The following is a 22,976-nucleotide window of genomic DNA, read 5'->3' as shown; positions in this document are numbered from 1 at the left end:
AAATCAATCCTCAACTATCCATGCATTTGTTATAAAATCAACAGATTATCTTTTTTTGTTTATTTTCCTAAAGGAGGTCAATCATTATGAGCGGAATTCCAAACAATCGACGTACTCAGTATACTAAAAAAATTATTCGCGAAGAATTTCTAGAACTACTTCAACAAAAAGATATTACTAAAATTACCGTGACTGACATTGCTGACGCTGCAGATATCAACCGTGGTACTTTTTATAAATACTATAAAAATCCATATGATTTATTGCAGCATATTGAAAAGGAATTTATTAACGAAATTCTTGAAAATATTCAAATGGATAAACTTCCTCTAGATGTTTGGTTAGAAACCGTTTTGACTATTCTCAAAAAAAATAAACATATCAGCCAATTAATTCTGGCCAATACAAGTAGTAAACACTTGCTGACGGATTTATTAGAGATCGTCAAACCAGAGGCATTTCAACGATTTCAGCATTACTTTAATCAAACAACTGAAGAAGAACTTGAATTGTATTTTGCTTATTTTGTTAGCGGGTCTGTTGGCTTGATCGAACGCTGGTTAAAAGATTTTTCTACTATGTCTGCTCAAAAAGTAAGCCGATTATTAGTGGATGTGTTTGAAACAAATATCTACGAATGATACAAGTATTTAACTGAATAATTTCGTTCTTACAAGTCAAAAAACAGTTGTGAGCAACCTTTAAGGAATGCTGCTTACAACTGTTTTATTCTTCAAATTATTTTTTTGTGGTATTTACTACTAGGACATTTGCATCCGTATGGTTTACTACATAAGAAGTTGTTGAACCTACAATTGCTCTTTGGAAACCGTTCAACCCAGTTCTGCCAATAACAATCAGATCCATTGGTTCTTCTGCTTCAGTAAAATCCGCAATTAATGACTTAGGATAGCCATACATCACATAGGTATGAACATTTTCTACTCCTAATTCATGGGCTTTTACAGCTCTTTTTTTCATTTCTTCTTCTTCATTTTCCCGCAACTCTTCCATTACTGTGCCCATTGACATTGTTAATTCCCCAAAATAATTAGACATTTCTTCAATCACGTATAAGACATGTAATGCTGCACCATTACGTTTAGCAATTTTGATCGCTTCTTGAAAGGCTACTTCCGCCTGATCTGATCCATCCACAGCAACTAAAATATTTTTATATGTTTCTCCCATGAGAAAAACCTCCTTCTTATTATACCTTTATTGTACTACGAAAAAGCGTTTTCAACAAAGATTCTGTTAATTTTTAATTTTTATCTTTACAATTTAACAAAACCATGATATAGTGATTTTGGAATTTCGTTATCAGATCTCGTTGCCTTTCATATGAATCAAGAAAGGAGAATCATTATGACATTTGGTAATAAAGTATTAAAATACCGTGTAGCACTTGATACAGAGCGAAATTTGTTTATGGCTATCGATGCAAATAACCAAGCAAACGTGGCTTATGGTATCACGATTACACAAGCAGTAAAAGAATTGAAAAAATCTATTTAAGGAGTTATCAACCTAAATGAGCGATTCAAGTTCTAATACGATCTAAAGGCATCACATGAATGGATAAATCATGGATGCCTTTTTTGTTTGTCTTTATTTATTTTTGATTGCGATTTAGACAAAATATTTATTCTATATTTTTCCGATTTTATTTCATTTTTTTACATAATTAAACAAAAAAAACATCCGACAAATGTCAGATGTTTTTGAATGGACGAATTAGTTTTTTTCTACGTTAACTGCTTGAGGTCCGCGATCTGAATCTTCAACGTCGAAGCTTACAGATTGGCCTTCTTCTAAAGTTTTGAATCCGTCTCCTTGGATAGCTGAGAAATGTACGAATACATCGCTTCCATCTTCGCGAGAGATAAATCCAAATCCTTTTTCTGCGTTAAACCATTTCACTGTTCCTTGTTCCATTCCTGTTCCTCCTCGTGCTTAAGCACTAAATATTGTAACTTTGCCCGTACTACGATAGAGGGTTTTAATAACTAAAACTTCTATAATTTTCCAAACAAGATTACCCTTACATTGTACACGCGGACCCCTTTTTTTGCAAGAAATCTAGCTATTCTATACTGAAAAAATTTTCTTCTCTCATACTGATGTAAACTTGTTGACCAATGATAATATGATCTAAAACTTCAATACCCATCATTTTCCCACACTTCTGCATTCTACGTGTGAAATTAATGTCACTTTCTGACGGAGTTGGATTACCAGAAGGGTGATTATGAGCTAATATCAAACGTGCGGCAGAATATTTTACAGCACTGCGGAAGACTTCTCTTGGATGAGCAACGGATTGATTCAGTGAACCTTTAAAAACAGTTTCTTGTTTAATTACTTCATTTTTTGTATTTAAATATAAACAAACCAAATGTTCTTGCTGAAAATCCTGTAATTCATTCATTAGATTTTGAGCAATTTGATAGCTAGATGAAACTTTTCCTAGTTTTAACTGCGTACTTTGCTGAATCCGATAACCAAACTCGATCGCAGCACGTAATTCAATTGCTTTGATCCGACCAATTCCCTTGACGTCCATCATTTCTGTCAATGTTGCATTCTTCAATTCATAGAGGTGACTAAAATAATTTAAAAACTTTGAAGCAACCTCCATCACATGAGTATTCTTTGAACCCGTTCTTAATAAAATAGCTAATAATTCTTGATTAGACAAAGCTTTTTCTCCAACTTCTTCTAAACGTTCCCGAGGCAAACAGTCCTCCGGCATTTCTCGAATAAATAATTTCTCTTCTTTAAGCAAAAAATCACTCCTTTTACAGCTTCTAATAAAAGATACGCAAAGGAGTGAGAATTCTATTTTATTTTTGCAAATAAGTCGGAACTTGTTTCAGGCTTTCAAAGATTTCTAGCGTTTTCTCTTTGATTTCATCCGATGGTGCTAACAAGTCTGGTACCATAATTACTGGAATCCCTGCAGCATCAGCAGCTGTTACACCATGAAAGGAATCTTCAAATATTAATGTATCCGCAGCGTTAGTTCCTAAAACCGTTAAAGCTTTTTTGAATATCTCTGGATCTGGTTTTGCTCGAGTAACATCCTCTGATGAAACTATTCCAGAAAAACGCTCCTTGATTCCAGCACCATCCAACAATAGTTCGATTGCAGGGCGAACATTACTTGAAGCGACAATCCGCGGTATTTCCAGCTCATCAAGATAATCAAGTAATTCCAAAACACCTTCTTTTAAAGGAACTTTTCCAGATTCAAATACTTGATACGTATCTTCATATGAACGCTGAATAAATTCTTCCACTCGTTCTTTCCCAAAGTCCTGAAAAATACGATGATAATTTTCTTGTACCTCTTCATCAGAAACACCTAGAAACTGTAAATAAAGTTCTTTATCATATGGAAAATTCATTGCATCCGCAATCTTTTGTGTTGACTCATAATAAATTAACTCCGTATCAAATAACAAGCCATCCATATCAAAAATTACACCATCAATTTTCTTCATCATTTCCTCCTACATTCAATAATAATTCTCGTACTTGTGATACAAAATAAAGCGACCCTGTTACTACCAGTAGGTCATCTGCTGACATTTTTTCTAGGATTTCTCCCAAGCCAAACTGCCACAGTGAAACAATTTCCGTTTTTTCATCTTCAAAGTGTTCCATCTTAGTTAGATCAATCGCTCGAGGATAGTCAAAGGTGGTTAAATATAAATGAACATTAGGTACTTTCTTCAACATCCCAATCATTTGATCAACATTTTTTGTTGATAATGCTGAAAATAAAATATTGATTTCTCGATTAGGAAATTCTTTTTTTAGATTTTCTGCCAAACGACGCATCGCATGATCGTTATGAGCACCATCCAAAATAATAAACGGTTCATCGCTTATTTTTTCCATACGGCCAGGCCATTGAGCTTTACGTAAGCCTTGATAAACATCACGATCAGAAAAATTAATTTTTTGCTTAAGACAATAGAGATAAAATAGCTGAATAGCAACTGCGGCATTTTCAACTTGATGTCTACCTAATAATGATACTTTTATATTTGGCAGTTTGCCAGCTTCTCCATAAAAGTGAAAAACTTCGCCCCAATTTTTATCAGGATGTAAATATTCCGCTTTATAATCTACACCAAAACGATAAAGATGACTATGTTTTTTCTTAGCTATTTCATCAATAACGATAAAAGCTTCTTCTTCGATATTCCCTGTTACAACTGGTATGTTCTCTTTAATAATGCCAGCTTTTTGAAAGGCAATTTTTCCAAGGGTGTCTCCTAAGATTTCAGTGTGATCTTTACCGATAGTCGTAATTGCTGTCAGCATTGGTTTAACAACATTTGTACTATCTAACAAACCACCGAGACCAACTTCAATAATTGCAATATCTACTTTTTCATCCAAAAAATAATCAAAAGCCATTGCAGTAAGTGTTTCAAATTCTGTGATACCAGCACTCTTATCTTGCTGATCCATTTCACTAACAAGTGCCTGATATTTTTCCACATAATGAACTAACTGGCTATTAGAGATTCCACGACCATTTATCGCTATCCGTTCATTAAAATGTTCAATGTAGGGTGAAGTGAATGTTCCGACTTTTAAGCCTAACTCCTCAAGCATACAGCGCAAATAAGTAACCGTTGATCCTTTACCGTTTGTACCTGCAATATGGATTGTGGGAACTTTCTCTTCTGGATTGCCAACTCTTTTAAGTAATTCTTCAACCCGTTCAAGTCCCGGTCTGGAGCCAAATGGCAGTCTACTATGAATCCATTCAATTGCTTCTTCTATTGTTAATGACATCTTATCAACTCCTCGCACTTCTATTATAACGAAAGCTGCATTGCTTTTCACTAATTAATACTTTGAAACTTCAAGTCGTTTTTCTTAAAAAATCTAATTCATAAAAAAAGGTAAAAATAACTTTCTAAACAAAAAAAAGAACGTAAGTATGATAGAATAAACAAGACTCTATGTATGAAGTGAACATAGGTTTATTTTTTTGTCTTATTATTTAATTACATGATAGACTAATAAATAATAGTAACATCTCTTCGAAAGCTATTGTTGTAGGTAGTTCGTTTGATTTTTATAATTAATTGGACCTTTATCCTAAAACAGTTACAAATTATTAGAATAAAGGAGCAGTATACACAATGTTAAAACGTAAAAAAAATTTACTGATCGGCGGAAGTTTTTTGCTTCCATTTTTATTGTTGATCGTACTTTGGAGTATTTTGGGGTTAGCTCCATTTGGTAATAATAATCTTTTGGTTAGTGACTTAGGTACGCAATATATGCCGTTTTTAAGCGCATTTAAAGATTTTTTCCAAGGAGATTCGTCTTCTCTTTATTCCTTTTCTGATGCACTTGGAGGAACGATTTTACCATTAAGTGCTTATTATTTATTAAGTCCATTTAATTTTCTCGTCTTGCTATTCCCGTATGAACAATTACCTGTTGCGATCTTATTTATTATTACTTTAAAGATTGCTTTGATGGGTACTACGATGTTTTATTATTTACAAAAGACTTATCGGCAGGTTAATTGGCTTACATTACTATTTTCAACTTCTTATAGTTTGTGTGGTTTTGTGACAGTTTATTGTTTAAATTTTATGTGGCTAGACGCTTTGATTTTACTGCCTTTGCTTGTTTTAGGTATTCAATATCTATGGAATGATAAAAAGTATTGGCTTTATTGTACAACTCTATTCTTAGCAATTATTACAAATTATTATATGGGTTACATGCTTTGTATTTTCGCTGTATGTTACAGTATTTATTGGTATTATCTTAATTCTGAGTCAAGCCAGAAGAAATCATTTTTCGGATTTATTAAAGAAGGGCGCTTGTTTTTTGTTACTTCTTTTTTTACAGGAATCAGTACGAGTTTTATTTTAATTCCTGCGATTGAAGGAATGCTGGCTACTAAAAAAACGAGTTTCGATGCTTTTACTTTTTTACCAACACCAAGATTTGGTTTGAGCTTTTTTTCTCAATTTGGGATTGGAAGCATTAATTTTAATTTACGTTTAGAGCATTTACCAACTATTTTTTCTGGTACGTTAATGGTCTTATTGGTTATTGCTTATTTTCAATTAGCTGAAATTTCTAAGAAAGAAAAAATCGGTGCGGCTTGTTTATTAGGTGCTCTTTTTCTAAGTTTTTGGCTGGAATTAATCAATACAATTTGGCATATGTTCCAAAGTCCAGCTGGTTTTCCATACAGAAATACGTTTATTTTCAGTTTTTTGATTATAAAATTTGCTTACGAAGCAGCGCTGAAACTTAGACAAGGAGCAAAACTGAAGCTCATTGTTCCAAGCATTTTTTCAGCTTTTCTAATTATTGGTTACATCGCTTTAGCATTTTCAAAAGGGCAGAATAGTCTATTGTCTATACGCTATAGTTTCATTAGTTTCTTTTCAATTTGGATTATTTACGGTTTAATTTATTTAGTCCAAAAGCCATCTTTTAAATATAAAATACTTATTCAAGCTTTAATCGTATTTGTGGTCTGCTTTGAGTTAGTATTTAATTTCTGGACTAGCTTTAAAGTGATTCCGTTCGGAAACCAAGAATTATTCGCTAAAACTTATCAAGTACAGGACAAGATTATTTCTGATCTTAAAACTGAAAATCCAGATTTATTTAGAATAAAGCAAACAGTTGATGCTGAAGCTGCTGGTTATAAGGAAACACATAACGGCTATAACAATCCAATGCTTTATAGATATGCAGGGGTTTCAAGCTATACCTCAACCTTAGATTCGAAAACCCAAGATACTTTGAATGCCCTAGGCTTATATCAAAAAAATGATCGTCGAATTGCTTACGTGGATGAATCAAAAGTAATTAATTTTCTCTTAAACGTTAAATATCAGATTACACCAGAAGAAAAAACTGAGCAAAAAAATGAGTCTACTGAAGCCTCAACCAATGTTTACCAAAATTCAGAAGCACTCGGCATGGGCTTTTTAGTCCCAGAATCATTTGCTTCAATTAAATTAGCTGATAACACTCCTTTAGAAAATCAGGAATTAATTTTACAAGCCATTAAGGAAAATACTACTGGTTATTTCCAAGAAGCACAAAAAAATGCTTGGGAAAAAACAGAGGACAACCTATACTCTCTAACAGCAAAAACAACTGCTGACGGAGAATTGTACTTGTACATCCCTGATTTCAATTGGAAAAAAGTCACTTCCTTTAAAGTAAATGGGGAAACCATCAAGCCCTCTATTTATATTGTTACCAATCAATTATTTAATCTAGGACAGTTCACAAAAAATGAAACCGTTCAGCTGGAAATCGAATCTAAAACTAGCCTTGAGGAAAAAGATGTTGAGTTAAAAACATTACAACAAGACACTTTTGATTCTTTCATTGATGAACAAAAAAACCAGGCAATTCAATTAAACAAAGACAATACAGGCACACTTACTGGCGAAATAACAGTAGCGGATTCGGATGCTGATAACCTGCTCTATTTAGCTGTTCCTTATGATAAAAATTGGCAAATTAAAGTTGATGGAAAAGAAGTAACGACACAAAGAATTTTAGGTAACTTTATCGGAATTTCACTATCTTCTGGAAACCATCAAATAACAATGCACTACCAACAGAAAACCTTCTTTGTAGGGGTTATCATTAGCATTTCTGTATTATTTGGCGTATTATTTTATCAACTCGTAAAAAGAAGAATTAAGTAAACGGGAGAGGAAACTGCAGCCATGGGTAAAAAAATTGTTCAACGGATCATCTATGTACTGCCGATTATCGGACTTATTGGTTTCACAATTTTAGTTGCGTACGGATATTCTAAAGGGATTTTTCATTCCGTCCATTCACTTCAAACCTTTATCAAACAATTTGGTGAATATGCAATCTTGATTTTTATATTTTTACAAATTCTTCAAGTAATTGTGCCGATTCTTCCAGGCGGTATTTCTACAGTAGTTGGTATGCTAATGTTTGGCAGTATTCCCGGCATTATATACAGCTACATTGGTTTAGTCATCGGAGATATCCTTGCTTATTGGTTAGCCCGCCATTATGGTAGACCGTTTGCTCGTTTGATTCTACCTAAAAAACGGTATTTGAAATTTGAGAAAATGCTGGATCGACCAGAAAAAGGCATTAAAAAATTAATGATTGTTACTTTATTAATTCCTTTTGCACCAGATGATCTCGTTTGTCTAGTTGCTGGTCTTGCTGACTTACCATTTAAAGAATACATGAAAGTTTTACTCGTGTTTAAACTTTGGTCAGTTGCCACTTATGGTTATGTAATGTTATTCGTATTTGAACGATTTCTTTCGGTTTAAAGACAAAAAAGTAGGCAGTGTACGGAAATGTACACTACCTGCTTTTTTACTCTTTAATTGACTGTCCGTAATTGAGCAATTCGTTCTTTTACGATTACTTGTTTTTCTAAATAGTCTTTTTCTTTGGCTTTTTCTGCTTCAACAACATCTGCTGGCGCATTTGAAACAAAACGCTCATTAGATAATTTCCCTTGCACTCGTTTTACTTCTTGGTTCCATTTATCTAATTCTTTTTCTAAACGGATAATTTCTTCTTCTACGTTAATCAAACCAGCTAGAGGTAAATATAGCTCTGCTCCAGTTAAAACAGCTGACATTGCTAATTCCGGCGGGATGATATCACTACTGATTGTTAATTCTTCAGGGTTACAGAAGCGTTCAATATAGTTAGTATTTTCAATCAAGAATTTATCAATCGCGGTATCACTTGTTTTAATTAATAACGTAATTGGTTTAGAAAGAGGTGTATTTACTTCTGCACGAATATTACGAACCGCACGAATCACTTCTTTTAATACTTCCATTCCGCGCGCTGCTGTTTCATCAGAAAATTCAGCGTGAGCAACAGGATAATCAGCAACTACTAATGAGTCTCCCTGATGCGGAATACTTTCCCAAATTTCTTCCGTTACAAACGGCATAATTGGATGCAGCAAACGTAAGATTTGATCTAAGGTATAGACTAATATACTGCGTGTTGTCTGTTTAGCTGTTTCATTTTCACCATAAAGGATTTCTTTACTCATTTCAATATACCAGTCACAGAAATCATCCCAGATGAAGTTATACAGTTGACGACCCGCTTCACCGAATTCAAAACGGTCAAATAAATCAGTTACGCGCTCAATTGTTTCATTTAAACGTGTTAAAATCCAACGATCCGCTACCGTTTTTTCGCCACTAAAATCAATATCAGCATAGCTCATTCCTTCAACATTCATAATAACAAAACGGCTAGCATTCCAGATTTTATTGATAAAGTTCCATGAAGCATCCATTTTTTCGTAGCTGAAACGCATATCTTGACCCGGTGTTGAACCGTTTGACATAAACCAACGAAGCGCATCTGCTCCATATTTTTCAATTACTTCCATTGGATCAATACCATTACCAAGTGATTTACTCATTTTACGTCCATCTTCTGCTCTGATTAACCCATGCATCAAGACATTTTTAAATGGCGCTTTACCAGTAAATTCTAAACTTTGGAACATCATCCGGCTTACCCAGAAGAAAATAATATCGTAACCAGTAACTAATGTGCTAGTTGGGAAGTAACGTTGATAATCAGCTGCTTCTTCATCCGGCCAACCCATTGTAGAAAACGGCCATAGAGCAGAACTAAACCATGTATCCAGCACATCAGAGTCTTGAGTCCAATTTTCGATATCAGCTGGTGCTTCCATGCCAACGTACATTTCACCAGTTTCTTTATGATACCAAGCAGGAATTTGATGTCCCCACCATAGTTGACGAGAAATAACCCAATCATGAACATTTTCCATCCAACGCATAAAGGTTTGGTCAAAACGTGGTGGGAAGAATTCAACTGCATCCTCTGTGCCTTGATTTTTCATTGCTTGTTCAGCTAATGGCACCATTTTAACAAACCATTGTGTAGATAAACGCGGTTCGACAACCACACCAGTACGTTCGGAATGTCCAACGCTATGATTCATTGTTTCTATTTTGATTAAGCGACCGATTTCTTTTAGATCAGAAACAATCATTTTACGTGCAGCAAAGCGATCCATACCAGCATATTTTCCAGCAAGTTCGTTCATTGAACCATCTTCATGCATCACATTTACACGTGGTAAATCATGACGATTACCAACTTCAAAGTCATTTGGATCGTGAGCTGGCGTAATTTTTACAACACCTGTTCCAAATTCCATATCTACATATTCATCAGCAATAATTGGAATTTCCTTATCCACTAATGGTAATGTGACTGTTTTACCAATCAATGCTTGATAACGCTCATCTTCCGGGTGAACAGCAATCGCAGTATCTCCTAACATCGTTTCTGGACGAGTGGTTGCAATTTCTACCACACCTGTTCCATCAGATAACGGATAGCTCATATGATAAAAAGCACCTTCGATATCTTTATGAATAACTTCAATATCTGACAAAGCTGTTTTAGCTTTTGGATCCCAGTTGATGATATATTCTCCACGATAAATTAAGTCTTTTTCGTAAAGAGAAACAAAAACCTTACGAACTGCTTCTGATAAACCTTCATCTAAAGTAAAGCGTTCACGGCTATAATCCAAAGATAGTCCCATTTTTGCCCATTGTTCGCGAATATGAGAAGCGTATTCTTCTTTCCAATCCCAAACTTGTTCAACAAATTTTTCACGTCCTAAATCATAGCGGGAAATACCTTGTTCTGCTAATTTTTCTTCTACTTTAGCCTGTGTTGCAATTCCAGCATGATCCATTCCTGGTAACCATAATGTATCAAAACCCTGCATTCTTTTTTGACGAATAATCATATCTTGCAAGGTTGTATCCCACGCATGACCTAAGTGTAGTTTTCCAGTAACGTTTGGCGGTGGAATCACGATTGAATAAGGTTTGGCTTTTTGATCCCCACTTGGTTTAAATAAATCTTGATCTAACCATTTTTGGTAACGACCTTTTTCTACTTCATTTGGCTGGTACTTTGTCGGTAGATTTTTTTCTTCTGTCATAGATTTTCCTTCTTTCTCTTCTTATTTGAATGACTAGTAAGTCTTGCGTGAAAATAAAAAATAAGCCCTAAAATACTTTCGTATTCTAGGGCGTAATATCAATACGCGGTACCACCTAAATTGTGTTCGACTGCTCAAACACCGCTTCATTCGTGAGGTAACGATCACTACTCGAATCATTCTACTAACTTCAAATCATTGACTCCCAAGCTACATTCTTACTGGTTATGTGAAAATCTCCCACCAATTGATTTTCTCTCTAAAACGATGCCAGTAGTACTCCTCTTGTTCATAGTCTGTGCATGATTATTTTACATGTAAGTGCTAGATAAGTCAATTTGAAAAATACTAACGAGCCGATTTCGCTTGTTCCAAAGCCGCTGCATAATCAGGTTCTTCTGAAATTTCTGCAGAAATCGCTTCATAAATTAATTTTCCATCTTTATCGACCACAAAAATTGCACGAGCCAGATGCCCCATTTCCGGGATAAATAGACCATAAGCTTCACCAAATGTGCCCTCAGTGTCATGGAGAATTTCCATATCAACACCTTCAGCAGCGCACCAAGTTGCTTGTTCTTCTTTAGTATTATTTGAAATCGTAATAAATTTTACGCCTTCAACAGAAGCCGCTTCTTGATTAAATCGCTTCGTTTGTAAAGAACAAATGCGTGTATCAATATCTGGCACTACGCTGATTAACACTGGCTTTCCAGCAAAATCAGACAACTTTACTACTTTATCATTTAAATTTGCTAACGAAAATGCTGGTGCTGTTTCATTTACTTTGGGTTGTACGCCCACAATTTCTACTACTTGTCCTTTTCTTGTTACGTTCATCTTATCTTCCTCCTTAAACTTCTATCTCAATCTTAGTATAGAGGAAGAAATCAACGATGACAAAGTTCTTGCCTTAACTTAGGCTAAACTTTACTACTAGAAAAAGTTTCATCAAAATAAATCAAGGTCTGCAATTCTGTCGTTAAATCAATATATTGAACATTCACATTGTTAGGCACTGTAACTCGATCGGGCGCAAAATTCAAAATCGCAGTAATACCTGCATCGACAATTTTATCAATAGCTTCTTGAGCAAATTGGCTAGGTACAGTTGAAATAGCTACTGTTACCCCTGTTTTTTTGATTTCCTCTTCTAGTTTTTCCATTGGCTGAATCATAACATCGTCAATCGTAAGTCCCGTAAGTGCATCTGAAGAATCAAACGCACAAACGATATTTAAGTTTTCATTTCTACGAAAATTATTTTTAATCAATGCTTTGCCTAAGTTACCACAGCCAATTAAAGCAATTCTTTTTTCTTCTTGTGTGTTTAAGATATGGCTAAATACTTCAATTAAATACGGTACATCGTAACCATAACCACTTCGCCCAAGCTCACCTAAATGAGAAAAATCGCGACGAATGGTTGCTGGCGGAACTTGAATAACATCACTAAATTCTTTTGACTTAATCCTTGTTACACCTGAATCTCCAAGCATTTTCAAGTAGCGTAAATAAAGTGGTAAGCGCTTTGCTGTTGCTTTCGGCATTGTTTTTTCTGTATGTAATTCTTTCATTTTTCACCTCTCCTTGTTACTTAATTCACATATTAAGTTTAGCATGCTTCGATACGAGGAGCAACTAGTTTGTGAAAAGAAGATCATATATTAAAAAAAACTAATAAAAAGAACAAACTCGGTAACGTTACCAAGTCTGTTCCAGCAATTTTTTATAATAAATCGGCAAAATCTTCATTTTGCTCACTAGATTCTGTAATTTCACTAACTTTCAAGCCTGCCATAGCCCGCTCTATTAAACCTTCTACATCCAAACGAGCTTCATACGCCTGAGCTTTATCCAATTTGGGTCTAGTTTTCGGTTGTGGTGGTGCAAAAATTGTACAACAATCTTCAAAAGGCTGTATAGCTAATTCAAATGTATCAATTTTTTCTGCGATTTCAATAATTTCCCCTTTATCCATTGAAACAACTGGACGAATAATCGGTGTTGTGGTGACCTCATTGATTGCTACCATACTTTGTAATGTCTGAGAGGCTACTTGACCTAATGATTCACCATTGATAATTACTAAGCCTTTACGTAATTCGCGAATCGCATCTGTTATACGCAGCATCATTCGACGAGTAACTGTCATCAAATAACCTTCTGGTACAACTCGTTTGATTTCTTCTTGAATTTCTGTAAAAGGCACTTCAATAAATTGGATACTGCCAGCATATGGAGCAATTTTAGCAGCTAAGTCTTTGGCTTTTTGTAATGCTTGCTCACTTGTATACGGTGGACTGGCAAAATGAACAGCTTCTACTTCTACGCCGCGCTTCATAGATAAATAGCCTGCTACAGGTGAATCAATTCCTCCTGATAACATCAACATCCCGCGTCCGCCAGTTCCAACAGGCAAACCGCCAACACCTCGAATTGTTTCATAAGAAAGATATGCTCCTTCTTTACGAATTTCTACGCGAATATTGATATCCGGCTTTTTCATTTGAACCTTGATATTTGGAAAAACATCAAAAACAGCATTACCTAATTCTTGGTTCAATTCATTTGAGTCTAATTCAAATGAATGATCTGAACGTTTTGATGTGATTTTAAATGTTTGGTCAGCTGTATAAACATTTTTAATAATTGTTTGTACCATTTCACGAATAGCCGGCATTGTTTTTTCTACTCGAATACTCGGTGAAAAATTTTGAATCCCAAAAACTTTGGCTAATTTTGGCATGATTTGGGTACTGTCTTCTCCGTTTAACAGTAAATGCATACGGTCACGATCGGCATGAATTTTTACAGCAGGAAAATCGTTTAGAGTTCTTTTTACATTTTGCGCCAGTTGCGCGATAAACATTTTTCTATTTTTACCTTTAGTTGAAAGCTCGCCGTAGCGAACCATGATCTCTGTATAGTTCAATAACTTAGCTCCTTATAATAGAAAATTTTTTATATAGTTGGTTAAAAATTATCATAAACTGCTCTGCTTCGGCAATTGTATTACTTTCATCTAAGCTTACACGAATCGCTGAAGTTGCTAAAGAATCTGGTACTTTCATTCCATGCAGAGTACTGCTAGCTAATTTTTTCTTACTAGAACAAGCACTAGTTGTCGATGTGTAAATTTGTTTTTCTTCTAAAGCATGGACCAAAACCTCACCACGAATCCCTTTTAAAGCAAAACACAAAATATGCGGCGCAAAATCATCAGTTTCTTTTGAAAAAATTGTGACATTTGCATATTCTTGTAAAGCTTCGATTAGATAACGGCGGATGATCGCTGTATGTTCAGGCTTTTCACTTTTTTTATCCAGATATAAACGCAATGCTTTTGCCATCGAAACAATCCCGGCAACGTTTTCTGTGCTGCTTCGTTGATTTTTTTCTTGTCCACCACCGTTTAATAATGGAGCAAGTTTGCGCCCTTGCTTCCAGTAAATAAACCCCACACCTCTAGGTCCGTGAAATTTATGCGCTGAAAATGTAGCAAAATCTACGCGAGGAGTTAACCATTTTTCTTGTTTTACTTTTCCAATTGCTTGGACAGCGTCTACGTGAAAATGAATAGTCGGATACTGCTCTAAACATTCACTAATTTCTTGTATCGGTTGAATCGAGCCAATTTCATTATTCACAGCCATCACAGAGACTAGAATTGTGTCTTTGCGAATCAGCTTAACAAGCTCATCTACTTTGACAAAACCACGTTCATCAACAGGAGCTACCGAAACTTCAAAACCATTTTCCGCTAACTGATGAGCCGTTTCAGAAACCGCCGGATGTTCAATATTAGAAATTATGATCTGTCGTCCAAAATTTTTCTTTTCTATTGCAGTTCCTTTTAATATCCAGTTATCTCCTTCGGTTCCGCCGCTAGTAAAATATATTTCAGCTGATTCTACCTGAATCAAGTCTGCAATTTGTTTGCGTGCTTGTTCCAACAAACGATTTGCTTGGCTGCCTAAGTCGTGTAAACTTGAAGGATTCCCAATTATTCGCTGACTAGTTTTAACATATGTATCTAAGGCTTGAGGATAAATTGGAGTCGTTGCACTATTATCAAAATATATCATTTAAAAACCTTCTTCTCTTGAAATTCTTTCCTATTATATACTTTCTAATTTTGGAGTTCAACCAAACGAACTAATTTTGTTCTATTATTCTAGCTAATCAAATAAAAAGGAGCTCTAAATATCTTATCTCGAACTTTAGCGAAACGATCTTTTGAAAGATTAGATGCTAAAAAATGATTACTTTCTTGCACTGTACAACTAATTTATCCAATAATATTTATACACCATTCTTTCTATGCTACACTTTATAATAAGTGAAGAAAGCAGGTGCTAAATGAAAATATCCGTTTATGTTGCAAGTGCATTTAGTAAGGAAAATAAAGGTGGAAATAAAGCAGGTGTGGTATTTTTGGAACATACATTAACCGCTATACAAAAAATGGCAATAGCTAAACAATTAGGCTATGCGGAGACTGTATTTATATCAAAATCTGAAATTGCTGATTATAAATTTGAGTATTTTACGCCCAAAGAAGAAGTTGATTTGTGCGGTCATGCCACAATCGGTTCTTTTACAGTACTGAAACATTTAAATAAACTTTTCAAAAATTGCTATACTATTGAAACAAACAGTGGCATTCTAGCGATTACTATAACTGATGACATAATATTCATGGAGCAAACAAAACCAACATTCTATGATGTTTTATCTTCAAATAAGTTCAGCGACTGTTTTGACGTTACTATTATCGACAATAAATCCCCAATTCAAATGGTCTCCACAGGATTAAAAGATATTTTAATTCCTATAAATGACGAAACACAATTGCATGCCTTACATCCTAATTTTGAAAAAATTAAAGAACTCAGCCAGTATTATGATGTTGTCGGAATGCATTTGTTTACTTTTAACAATGATCGAATAATATGCAGAAATTTCGCTCCACTATACGATATTAACGAGGAATCAGCAACTGGGACATCAAATGCAGCATTAGCTTGCTATCTTTATACTCAGCTCCATTTACAAAAAGAAGTCTATCTATTTGAACAAGGTTATTCCCTGCATTCACCCTCTGAAATATTAGTTAAATTAGCAACCGATAGCAGCAATGAAATAGAAAAAGTTTATGTTGGCGGCAAAGGCTATTATTGTGAAACTAAGTATTTAAATATAGAAGACTTTGGATAAACTAAAAAACATCGAATAAAAAGGTTGAGAAAATATTTTCTCAACCTTTTTATCTGCTTAAACTGCATCTAAATTCTTAAAATATAAATCTTCAATTCGTCTGAATGCTCCCGGTTCTACTCTTTCAAGGGCAGTTCCGATTTCATCCAAAGCATCTTGATAGCGGTATTCTTTAGAAAATAGTTCTAAGCTATTTTCCATTGCTAAACGAATTGCTTCATGAGTATGACGATAGCGATTAGCATACTGCATCATTTGTTCTGTTAAAGCAGCAGAATTAACTAAATCATTGGTTTTTTTATCTAACATTTCTAAGTCTTCATTACAAAGATCAGAAAGTTTTTTGATTTCTTCCATATTAATTCTGATACGATTCAACGCTTTGCTTAACTCTTCAATTCGATCCGTTGCAACAAAGAAGAATTCTAGGTAATCAGCAGGCAATCCAGGTAAACGTTGTTTTTCAACATGGCGTTTAATGTTGCGTAAACGGAAATCATATTGATCTACTTTTTCTTGGGCTACTTTTTCACCTTTACGTAATTCTTTTAATGAATCATCAATTTCAACTTGTTGATTTTCGATATCATCCAAAATCTTGTAACAATCTTTAAAGAATGCTTGTACTTCAGAATAAGGAATTGTATGTTCTTTCATTTTCGGTTCAAAATCTTCATAACGACGAATAATTTCTTCGATTTCAGTTTGGAACCCTCTTGAACGACCTAATTCATTATGATTTAGTGTATAGCTTTGTGAAGTGTGATCTAGTTCAATCATTAACTGACGATTATTTTTTAGCGCGTGAGCGATATAATCGCCAACAACTTTATGATTTGTGATAACGTATTTCTTCGCATTAATTTCACGTTCCATGATTTCATATAATGCATCAATCGCATTAGCTGTATCACGATTAGCAACTTCTACTGCATCAACTTCTGTTTTCTCTAAATCAACTGTAGAGTTTTTCACACGTTTTTGTACACGTCTTAATTCATCTTCGAAGTTTTTCTCTGGGAAAACATAGTGATCTGCAATCAGGCGCTTATAGCCCTCTTCAATTTCTTTCAATTGATCTGGGAATGTCCGGTTCAATTCGTCGTATAGCGGTGGAATTCGTTTCATAACATCATCTAACTCATAAGTATGACGTTCAGCATTTTCCAAAACTTCACGTGCTTCAATCGGATCTCCCGATGTATTTAATGTAACAAACTGAGTAAATTCAATTTCGATATTTTTTAGTTGTTTTTGTAATTCCGGATACGCAGAACCAAATTCTGATTTTTCATCATGAAGCAGCTTGCTGATTTCTTCATAAACATCTAGAGCCTTTTGAACTTCTAGTGAATTACGTTCTTCACTTTCACGCAGTTCTTTCAGACCGTTACGGATGATTTCAACTTCTGATTCCATCTCAGACATTGTTTCATCAGCTTCAGCTACAGCTCTCTTAGCTTTCATAAAACGGAAGGTTTCATTTAAATTTTCAACTTCGAAAATCTGACTTTCTAATTCTGCAAAAGAACGAGTAGAAATCTCAGTCCAACGTTGATTCCATTCTCTGAATGTATTCTGACTTTGACCGACCATGTGCATCTTCTTGACATCGTCTACTTCTTCAATCACCGGTAAGTCGAAGAGATCTTCCTTCCTCTTTTCCAGATCATCGAGTTTCATTTGATTTTTCTTTCTCATAAAATAACCAACTAGATACAGTACAGCTGCGATGATTATTATAGCTAAAACTACGATAATGATCAGATTATTCTTCATTCATGGTTCCTCCGTTTATTTATCCATATATGATAATGTGCTTACTGATAAATAACATTCATATCTGCTTCAGCAGCCACATTAGTCTCTTATTTACTTAAATAATGTCTAAAAACACCTACAGAAAATTATACCACAATCCACTCAATCAAGCACTAATTAATTGTAATTTCTTAAGAAATGTTTTGACTTTGTAACAATGCAATATATTCTTACGCACTATAGTCTATTTTAACCGACTTCTTCTGATAATTGCAACTTTTTGCAAACTTCACTAAGAGTGGCAATACTGTCATCCGCTAATCGTTGATCCATTCCAAAATGCAGGTCTTTTAAGGCCCAAACACTCATCTTTGCATCATAAGCTGCTCGGATTCCTTTTTCTGAATCTTCGATTACCAGACAATTTTCAGGTTTAACTTCTAACTTACTTGCAGTATACTCATAAATCTCAGGGTTTGGTTTGCTCTTTTCAAATTGTGTTCCGCTTACGACAATATCAAAATAACTCGTAAATTGTCCTTCTTTCAACACTTCTTGAATCACAGCAGTCGTTGACGATGAAGCTAACCCAATTTTATATCCGTTTCTTTTTAAATACTGTAAAACTTTTTTTGCATCCGGTTCAATCAAATTACTGTAATCAATCGGATGTTCTTCTTTATATTTTAGATAGTGCTCAGTTAAAAAAGCTTCATCATAGATTGTATCATTAACTTCAAAAATCGTCTTCCATAAACTGCGCATGTCTGCTCCAATAAAAAATTGGATCGGTATTTGTTCAATCGATAAATTATAATTTTTGAGAAATGCTTTCCTTCGTTGATAATAAAACTCTTCACTGTCAACAAGCACGCCATCTAAATCGAAAATAATTGCTTCAAATCTTTGCATCATTTCGGCGCTCCTTTTTTGACTATTCATGTTCAGCTCTACTAGTCTAACAAAAGTTTTAAAAAAAATGAAGAAATTTGTAGAAAAATAACGTAAATATATGAATTATTGTCCTTTTTGCAGTTGCTTTTCCTGAAATATTTCGGTATTCTTTTACTATTATAATGAAAAATCTATTAAAATTAGGAGTGAAAAAAGTGAAAGTCATAAAATTTGGAGGGAGCTCGCTCGCATCAGCAGCTCAGTTAGAGAAAGTTTTACATATCGTAAAAGAAGACGTTTCACGAAAGTTTGTGGTTGTTTCAGCTCCTGGTAAACGTTCTTCAGAGGATATAAAAGTAACTGATTTACTGATTGCTTATTATCATGCGTATACAAATAATGAAAATACTGAAGAGATCTGCAAAAAAATCGTGGCTCGTTATGAAGCAATCCTAGATGAGCTTGCTATCAATAAAGATGTTTTGGTTGAAATCCAACATGCTATCCAGCAACTAGTTACTCTACCTAAAGATAACAATCCACATTTGTTCGATGCTTTTTTAGCTAGTGGCGAAGATAATAATGCTAAGTTAGTTGCAGCTTTTTTTCAGCAGAATGGGCTGAATGCTCGTTATAAAAATCCAAAAGATCTTGGTATTATTGTATCTGATGAACCTGGAAATGCGCGTATTTTAGCTTCTTCTTTGAGCAAGATTAATCAATTTAAAACAACGGACGATATCTTAGTAATCCCAGGTTTCTTTGGATACACGGAAACTGGGGAGATTTGTACTTTCTCTAGAGGTGGTTCCGATATTACTGGTTCAATTGTAGCCGCTGGAGTAGGCGCAGAAATTTATGAAAACTTTACTGATGTAAACGGGATTTTCGTTGCTCATCCGGGTATTGTGAGGGAACCAAAAACTATTAAAGAACTGACTTATCGGGAAATGCGTGAATTAGCTTATGCTGGTTTTGCAGTACTTCACGACGAAGCCTTAATGCCCGCTTATCGTGCCAATATCCCTGTAGTCATTAAAAACACTAACAATCCAGATCATCCTGGAACACTCATTACCACTTCACGTACGGTAGAACATGAACCTGTTGTCGGAATCGCCAGCGATCAAGGTTTCGCCAGTATTTATATTAGTAAGTATTTAATGAATAGAGAATTAGGCTTTGGTCGCCGTCTATTACAAATTTTAGAAGAGCTTGGTTTAAGCTACGAGCATATGCCTTCTGGAATTGACGATATTTCAATTATTTTACGTGAGAAGCAATTATCAATTGAAATTGAGGAACAACTAATGGAACGGCTGGAAAAAGAATTAGAACCGGATGAATTACGAATTACTCACGGTTTGTCCATGCTAATGATTGTCGGCGAAGGTATGCGCCAAAGGATTGGTGTTATGGCTGACAGTGCTCAAGCTTTAGCAGATAACCGAATCAATTTGGAAATGATTAACCAAGGATCTTCTGAGGTAAGTATTATGTTTGGGATTCAGGAAAATCAAGAGAAAAAAGCAATTGAAGCCTTGTATCAAACATTTTTTAGTATATAGTTACCTTCAGGGAGAAAACTACAATTTAGTTTTCTCCCGATTTTTCATCTCTACTTTCTTTCAATTATCATTGCAAAATAAAAAAATGTTTCTATTCGAGAATTGACTGGAGTACAATAGAAGTAAGAAAAAAAGAAAAGGTGGGATTTGTGTGATAGAGTTTGTAAACGTTAGTAAAAATTACGGGGAAAAACAAGCATTAAAGGGGTTAAGTTTAACCATTAAACAAGGAGAAATTTTTGGCTTTTTAGGTCATAATGGAGCTGGAAAATCAACGACTATTAAAAGTCTAGTCAGTATTATTCAGCCTTCCAGTGGCTTAATTAGCGTTGACGGGCTAGATTTAGTTGATAATCGTATGGCTATCAAGAAAAAAATTGCTTATGTACCTGATACACCAGATATTTTTTTACAGCTAACGGCTAGTGAATACTGGGATTTAATTGCTGCTGCTTATGAACTCAATTCGGAGCAAAAGCAAGCTCGTTTAAATGAGTTAGCAACTCTATTTGATATGGTTAGTCATCAAGATGAAACTTTGGCTAGTTTTTCACATGGTATGCGTCAAAAAACAATTATTATCGGCGCTCTTTTACCTGATCCTGAAATTTGGATTTTAGATGAACCGTTACAAGGATTAGATCCTCAAGCAGCTTTTGACTTGAAAGAAATGATGAAAGCTCACGCTGCTAAAGGTAATACAGTTATTTTCTCAACTCATGCACTTGATACTGCACAACAACTTTGTGATGAACTTGCGATTTTAAAAAAGGGAGAGTTAATCTACAATGGTTCTGTTGAAACATTACTTGAACAATCACCTAATGAATCACTCGAAGCAATTTACTTAAAAATGGCAGGGCGTCAATCTGATGTGTCTTCAAAAGATACGATTATTGGTGATTCTCATGAATAAAAAACAGCTGATCGAATTAGTTCGCGTAAATCTTCGCTATGCCAATCCTCAAATAACCGACCGGGCACGAAGAAAAGGAAAAAGCGGGAAAGCTTTAACCAAAGCTCTAGTCAATCAATATTTATTATCCGGGGTCCTTTTTTTATTCATATATGGAGCTACGATGTTTGTAATGGATTTTAGTAAAATGCCGGGATTTTTTACGTATTATGTTGCTCTATTTGGTATTTTAGCTTTTTCACAAGGAATTTCAGTTATTTACAATGTCTTTTTTGAAAGTCAGGATTTACCTGCTTACCTGCCACTGCCTTTTCGCCAAAGTACTATTTTCACTTCAAAGATTTTAGTTGTTGTCTTAACAGTCATTCCCTTTGTTTTTCCAATGTTTGTTGTATTTTTATTGACTGGCTGGCGTTCAGGAATTTTTTTACCTATTACTATTATTTTATCACTACTATTATTTCTTCTGATCCTAACGATTGTTTTTGCCGTATGTTGTTTGATTGTCTTTGGTTTAACGAGAACCAATTTCTTTAAAAAACATAAAAAAGTGGTTACCAGCTTATTATTAGGTATTTCAATGACTGTTGCAATTGTTGGGATCTTAATGATTAACGGACAAACTTCTTATTCAGAAACTGGTTTAGCAGATCGTGCACCTATTGCCGTTTTAATGCCAATTTTTGATGCTGCTTCAGCCCCTTATTCGCAAGCTGGCTTAATCAGTCTGGTTGGCTTACTTGGTTTATCTATCATTTTACTATTTGCAGTTAAGCAATTAATTTTACCTAAACTGTATGAACAGTTAACTGATTTATCTATTGCTAAAAATGTGTCTAGGCGAAAACACAAGACAAATCAAAATTTGAAACAGTTATTCATTGGTTACAATAAACAGCTATTAAAAGAACCCAATTTAATTATGCAAGTCTTGTCTAACTCATTATTAATGCCCATTATTTTCATTGTGACCTTTGCATTTGGAGGCACTTTAAATTTTACTAATTTGAATATTCGTTTTATTGGTGTCGTTTTTCTGGCAGGTTTTGCGTTAGCTGTTATGACTGTCAATCAAACCTCTTTTGTCAGTAACTTGATTTCTCTCGATCAAGAAAACTTTAATTTTGTACAAGCTTTGCCAATTTCAATGCAAATTTATTTGAAGCAGAAGTTCTTAGTTGGATTTTTTGTTCAAAGTATTTTGACAGGTGGGATTTCATTGATCGGCGGAATTTTATTCAAACTTCCAATAGTTTTTGTAGTTTGTTTAGTTCTTGGTTCACTGTTAGGTAGTTACTTACTGTGCCTTCGGTATTTTGCACGGGATTATCGTTTCCTTTTGCTTGATTGGACGAATATTAATCAATTATTTACAAGAGGTTCTGGAAGTGTTGGACTTATCTTTACACTTTTTGCATCAATTTTTGCTAGCATCATTCTTTTAGTTATCTATGGTTTTGCAGCATTTTATTTGCCATTTTGGCCATTAAATTTAAGTGTCTTTGCTATTGTATTAATAGTAAGTTTTTTATGGATACGTCACTATCAGAAAAATTTTTGGGCACCATTCGATTAA

20 protein-coding genes and 1 other annotated feature are annotated in these 22,976 nt (G+C 34.6%); of the genes, 8 read left to right on the top strand and 12 right to left on the bottom strand.

What is annotated here, in order from left to right; genetic code table 11:
- Positions 1-86 precede the first annotated feature (86 nt).
- Entirely contained in the window at positions 87-641 is a 555-nt protein-coding gene (locus C240_RS10145) for a TetR/AcrR family transcriptional regulator (protein ID WP_271495036.1), read from the top strand.
- Positions 642-738: 97 nt separating this feature from the next.
- Here the strand turns inward: C240_RS10145 and C240_RS10140 are convergent, their stop codons facing one another.
- Complete coding sequence (locus C240_RS10140) at positions 739-1,191, bottom strand: universal stress protein (RefSeq protein WP_271495033.1); 453 nt, start codon at positions 1,189-1,191, stop codon at positions 739-741.
- 177 nt (positions 1,192-1,368) lie between these two features.
- On the opposite strand from C240_RS10140, the gene C240_RS10135 reads away from it, so the two are divergent.
- Positions 1,369-1,518 carry a hypothetical protein gene (locus tag C240_RS10135; protein ID WP_271495030.1) on the top strand — a complete coding sequence of 50 codons (150 nt, stop codon included), beginning with the start codon at positions 1,369-1,371 and terminating at the stop codon, positions 1,516-1,518.
- A gap of 219 nt (positions 1,519-1,737) precedes the next feature.
- On the opposite strand, the gene C240_RS10130 is transcribed toward C240_RS10135, so the two are convergent.
- From C240_RS10130 to C240_RS10115, 4 genes are all read right to left on the bottom strand, one after another.
- A complete protein-coding gene (locus C240_RS10130; protein WP_069636133.1) occupies positions 1,738-1,938 on the bottom strand; it encodes a cold-shock protein in 201 nt (66 codons plus the stop codon).
- Between the two features lie 148 nt (positions 1,939-2,086).
- Positions 2,087-2,755 (bottom strand): RadC family protein, encoded by a 669-nt coding sequence (gene radC / locus C240_RS10125; RefSeq protein ID WP_442896591.1) that lies wholly within the window; start codon positions 2,753-2,755, stop codon positions 2,087-2,089.
- 91 nt (positions 2,756-2,846) lie between these two features.
- Positions 2,847-3,509 carry an HAD family hydrolase gene (locus C240_RS10120; protein ID WP_271495015.1) on the bottom strand — a complete coding sequence of 221 codons (663 nt, stop codon included), beginning with the start codon at positions 3,507-3,509 and terminating at the stop codon, positions 2,847-2,849.
- Positions 3,493-4,815 (bottom strand): bifunctional folylpolyglutamate synthase/dihydrofolate synthase, encoded by a 1,323-nt coding sequence (locus C240_RS10115; protein ID WP_271495012.1) that lies wholly within the window; start codon positions 4,813-4,815, stop codon positions 3,493-3,495. Before C240_RS10115 ends, C240_RS10120 begins: the two co-directional genes overlap by 17 nt.
- Before the next feature lie 353 nt (positions 4,816-5,168).
- Here C240_RS10115 and C240_RS10110 point away from each other — a divergent pair, with 353 nt between their 5' ends.
- Together C240_RS10110 and C240_RS10105 are read left to right on the top strand one after the other, a co-directional pair.
- Positions 5,169-7,727: a YfhO family protein gene (locus C240_RS10110; protein WP_271495009.1), complete on the top strand. Its 2,559-nt coding sequence runs from the start codon at positions 5,169-5,171 to the stop codon at positions 7,725-7,727.
- A 21-nt stretch (positions 7,728-7,748) separates the two neighbouring features.
- Complete coding sequence (locus C240_RS10105) at positions 7,749-8,342, top strand: TVP38/TMEM64 family protein (RefSeq protein WP_271495006.1); 594 nt, start codon at positions 7,749-7,751, stop codon at positions 8,340-8,342.
- 53 nt (positions 8,343-8,395) lie between these two features.
- On the opposite strand, the gene C240_RS10100 is transcribed toward C240_RS10105, so the two are convergent.
- From C240_RS10100 to C240_RS10080, 5 genes are all read right to left on the bottom strand, one after another.
- The gene (locus C240_RS10100; RefSeq protein WP_271495003.1) at positions 8,396-11,041 is read right to left on the bottom strand and encodes a valine--tRNA ligase; all 2,646 of its coding nucleotides are present in this window, start codon (positions 11,039-11,041) and stop codon (positions 8,396-8,398) included.
- Between the two features lie 83 nt (positions 11,042-11,124).
- Positions 11,125-11,343, bottom strand: a binding site (T-box leader).
- A gap of 46 nt (positions 11,344-11,389) precedes the next feature.
- Entirely contained in the window at positions 11,390-11,881 is a 492-nt protein-coding gene (tpx, locus tag C240_RS10095) for a thiol peroxidase (protein WP_271495000.1), read from the bottom strand.
- An 83-nt stretch (positions 11,882-11,964) separates the two neighbouring features.
- Positions 11,965-12,618 carry a redox-sensing transcriptional repressor Rex gene (locus tag C240_RS10090; RefSeq protein WP_271494996.1) on the bottom strand — a complete coding sequence of 218 codons (654 nt, stop codon included), beginning with the start codon at positions 12,616-12,618 and terminating at the stop codon, positions 11,965-11,967.
- 152 nt (positions 12,619-12,770) lie between these two features.
- Positions 12,771-13,976 (bottom strand): tRNA uracil 4-sulfurtransferase ThiI, encoded by a 1,206-nt coding sequence (gene thiI / locus C240_RS10085; protein ID WP_271494993.1) that lies wholly within the window; start codon positions 13,974-13,976, stop codon positions 12,771-12,773.
- A 4-nt stretch (positions 13,977-13,980) separates the two neighbouring features.
- Positions 13,981-15,129, bottom strand: a complete 1,149-nt coding sequence (locus tag C240_RS10080; RefSeq protein ID WP_271494991.1) for a cysteine desulfurase family protein — start codon at positions 15,127-15,129, stop codon at positions 13,981-13,983.
- Positions 15,130-15,403: 274 nt separating this feature from the next.
- Here C240_RS10080 and C240_RS10075 point away from each other — a divergent pair, with 274 nt between their 5' ends.
- Positions 15,404-16,261 carry a PhzF family phenazine biosynthesis protein gene (locus C240_RS10075; protein ID WP_271494987.1) on the top strand — a complete coding sequence of 286 codons (858 nt, stop codon included), beginning with the start codon at positions 15,404-15,406 and terminating at the stop codon, positions 16,259-16,261.
- A gap of 57 nt (positions 16,262-16,318) precedes the next feature.
- Here C240_RS10075 and ezrA read toward each other — a convergent pair whose 3' ends face one another.
- Together ezrA and C240_RS10065 are read right to left on the bottom strand one after the other, a co-directional pair.
- A complete protein-coding gene (ezrA, locus tag C240_RS10070; RefSeq protein WP_271494984.1) occupies positions 16,319-18,040 on the bottom strand; it encodes a septation ring formation regulator EzrA in 1,722 nt (573 codons plus the stop codon).
- A gap of 231 nt (positions 18,041-18,271) precedes the next feature.
- On the bottom strand, positions 18,272-18,937 hold the full coding sequence (locus C240_RS10065; RefSeq protein WP_271494981.1) for an HAD family hydrolase: 666 nt from the start codon (positions 18,935-18,937) through the stop codon (positions 18,272-18,274).
- Positions 18,938-19,131: 194 nt separating this feature from the next.
- Between C240_RS10065 and C240_RS10060 the strand changes: the two genes are divergently transcribed.
- From C240_RS10060 to C240_RS10050, 3 genes are all read left to right on the top strand, one after another.
- Entirely contained in the window at positions 19,132-20,484 is a 1,353-nt protein-coding gene (locus tag C240_RS10060) for an aspartate kinase (protein WP_271494978.1), read from the top strand.
- A gap of 151 nt (positions 20,485-20,635) precedes the next feature.
- Positions 20,636-21,400: an ABC transporter ATP-binding protein gene (locus tag C240_RS10055; protein ID WP_271494975.1), complete on the top strand. Its 765-nt coding sequence runs from the start codon at positions 20,636-20,638 to the stop codon at positions 21,398-21,400.
- A complete protein-coding gene (locus C240_RS10050; protein WP_271494972.1) occupies positions 21,393-22,976 on the top strand; it encodes an ABC transporter in 1,584 nt (527 codons plus the stop codon). Before C240_RS10055 ends, C240_RS10050 begins: the two co-directional genes overlap by 8 nt.

It is taken from the genome of Enterococcus sp. 5H (assembly GCF_028128615.1).
Taxonomy (GTDB): Bacteria; Bacillota; Bacilli; order Lactobacillales; family Enterococcaceae; genus Enterococcus_L.
Note: the sequence above shows the minus strand (reverse complement) of the source record. Positions and strands in the feature narration are given on the sequence as shown.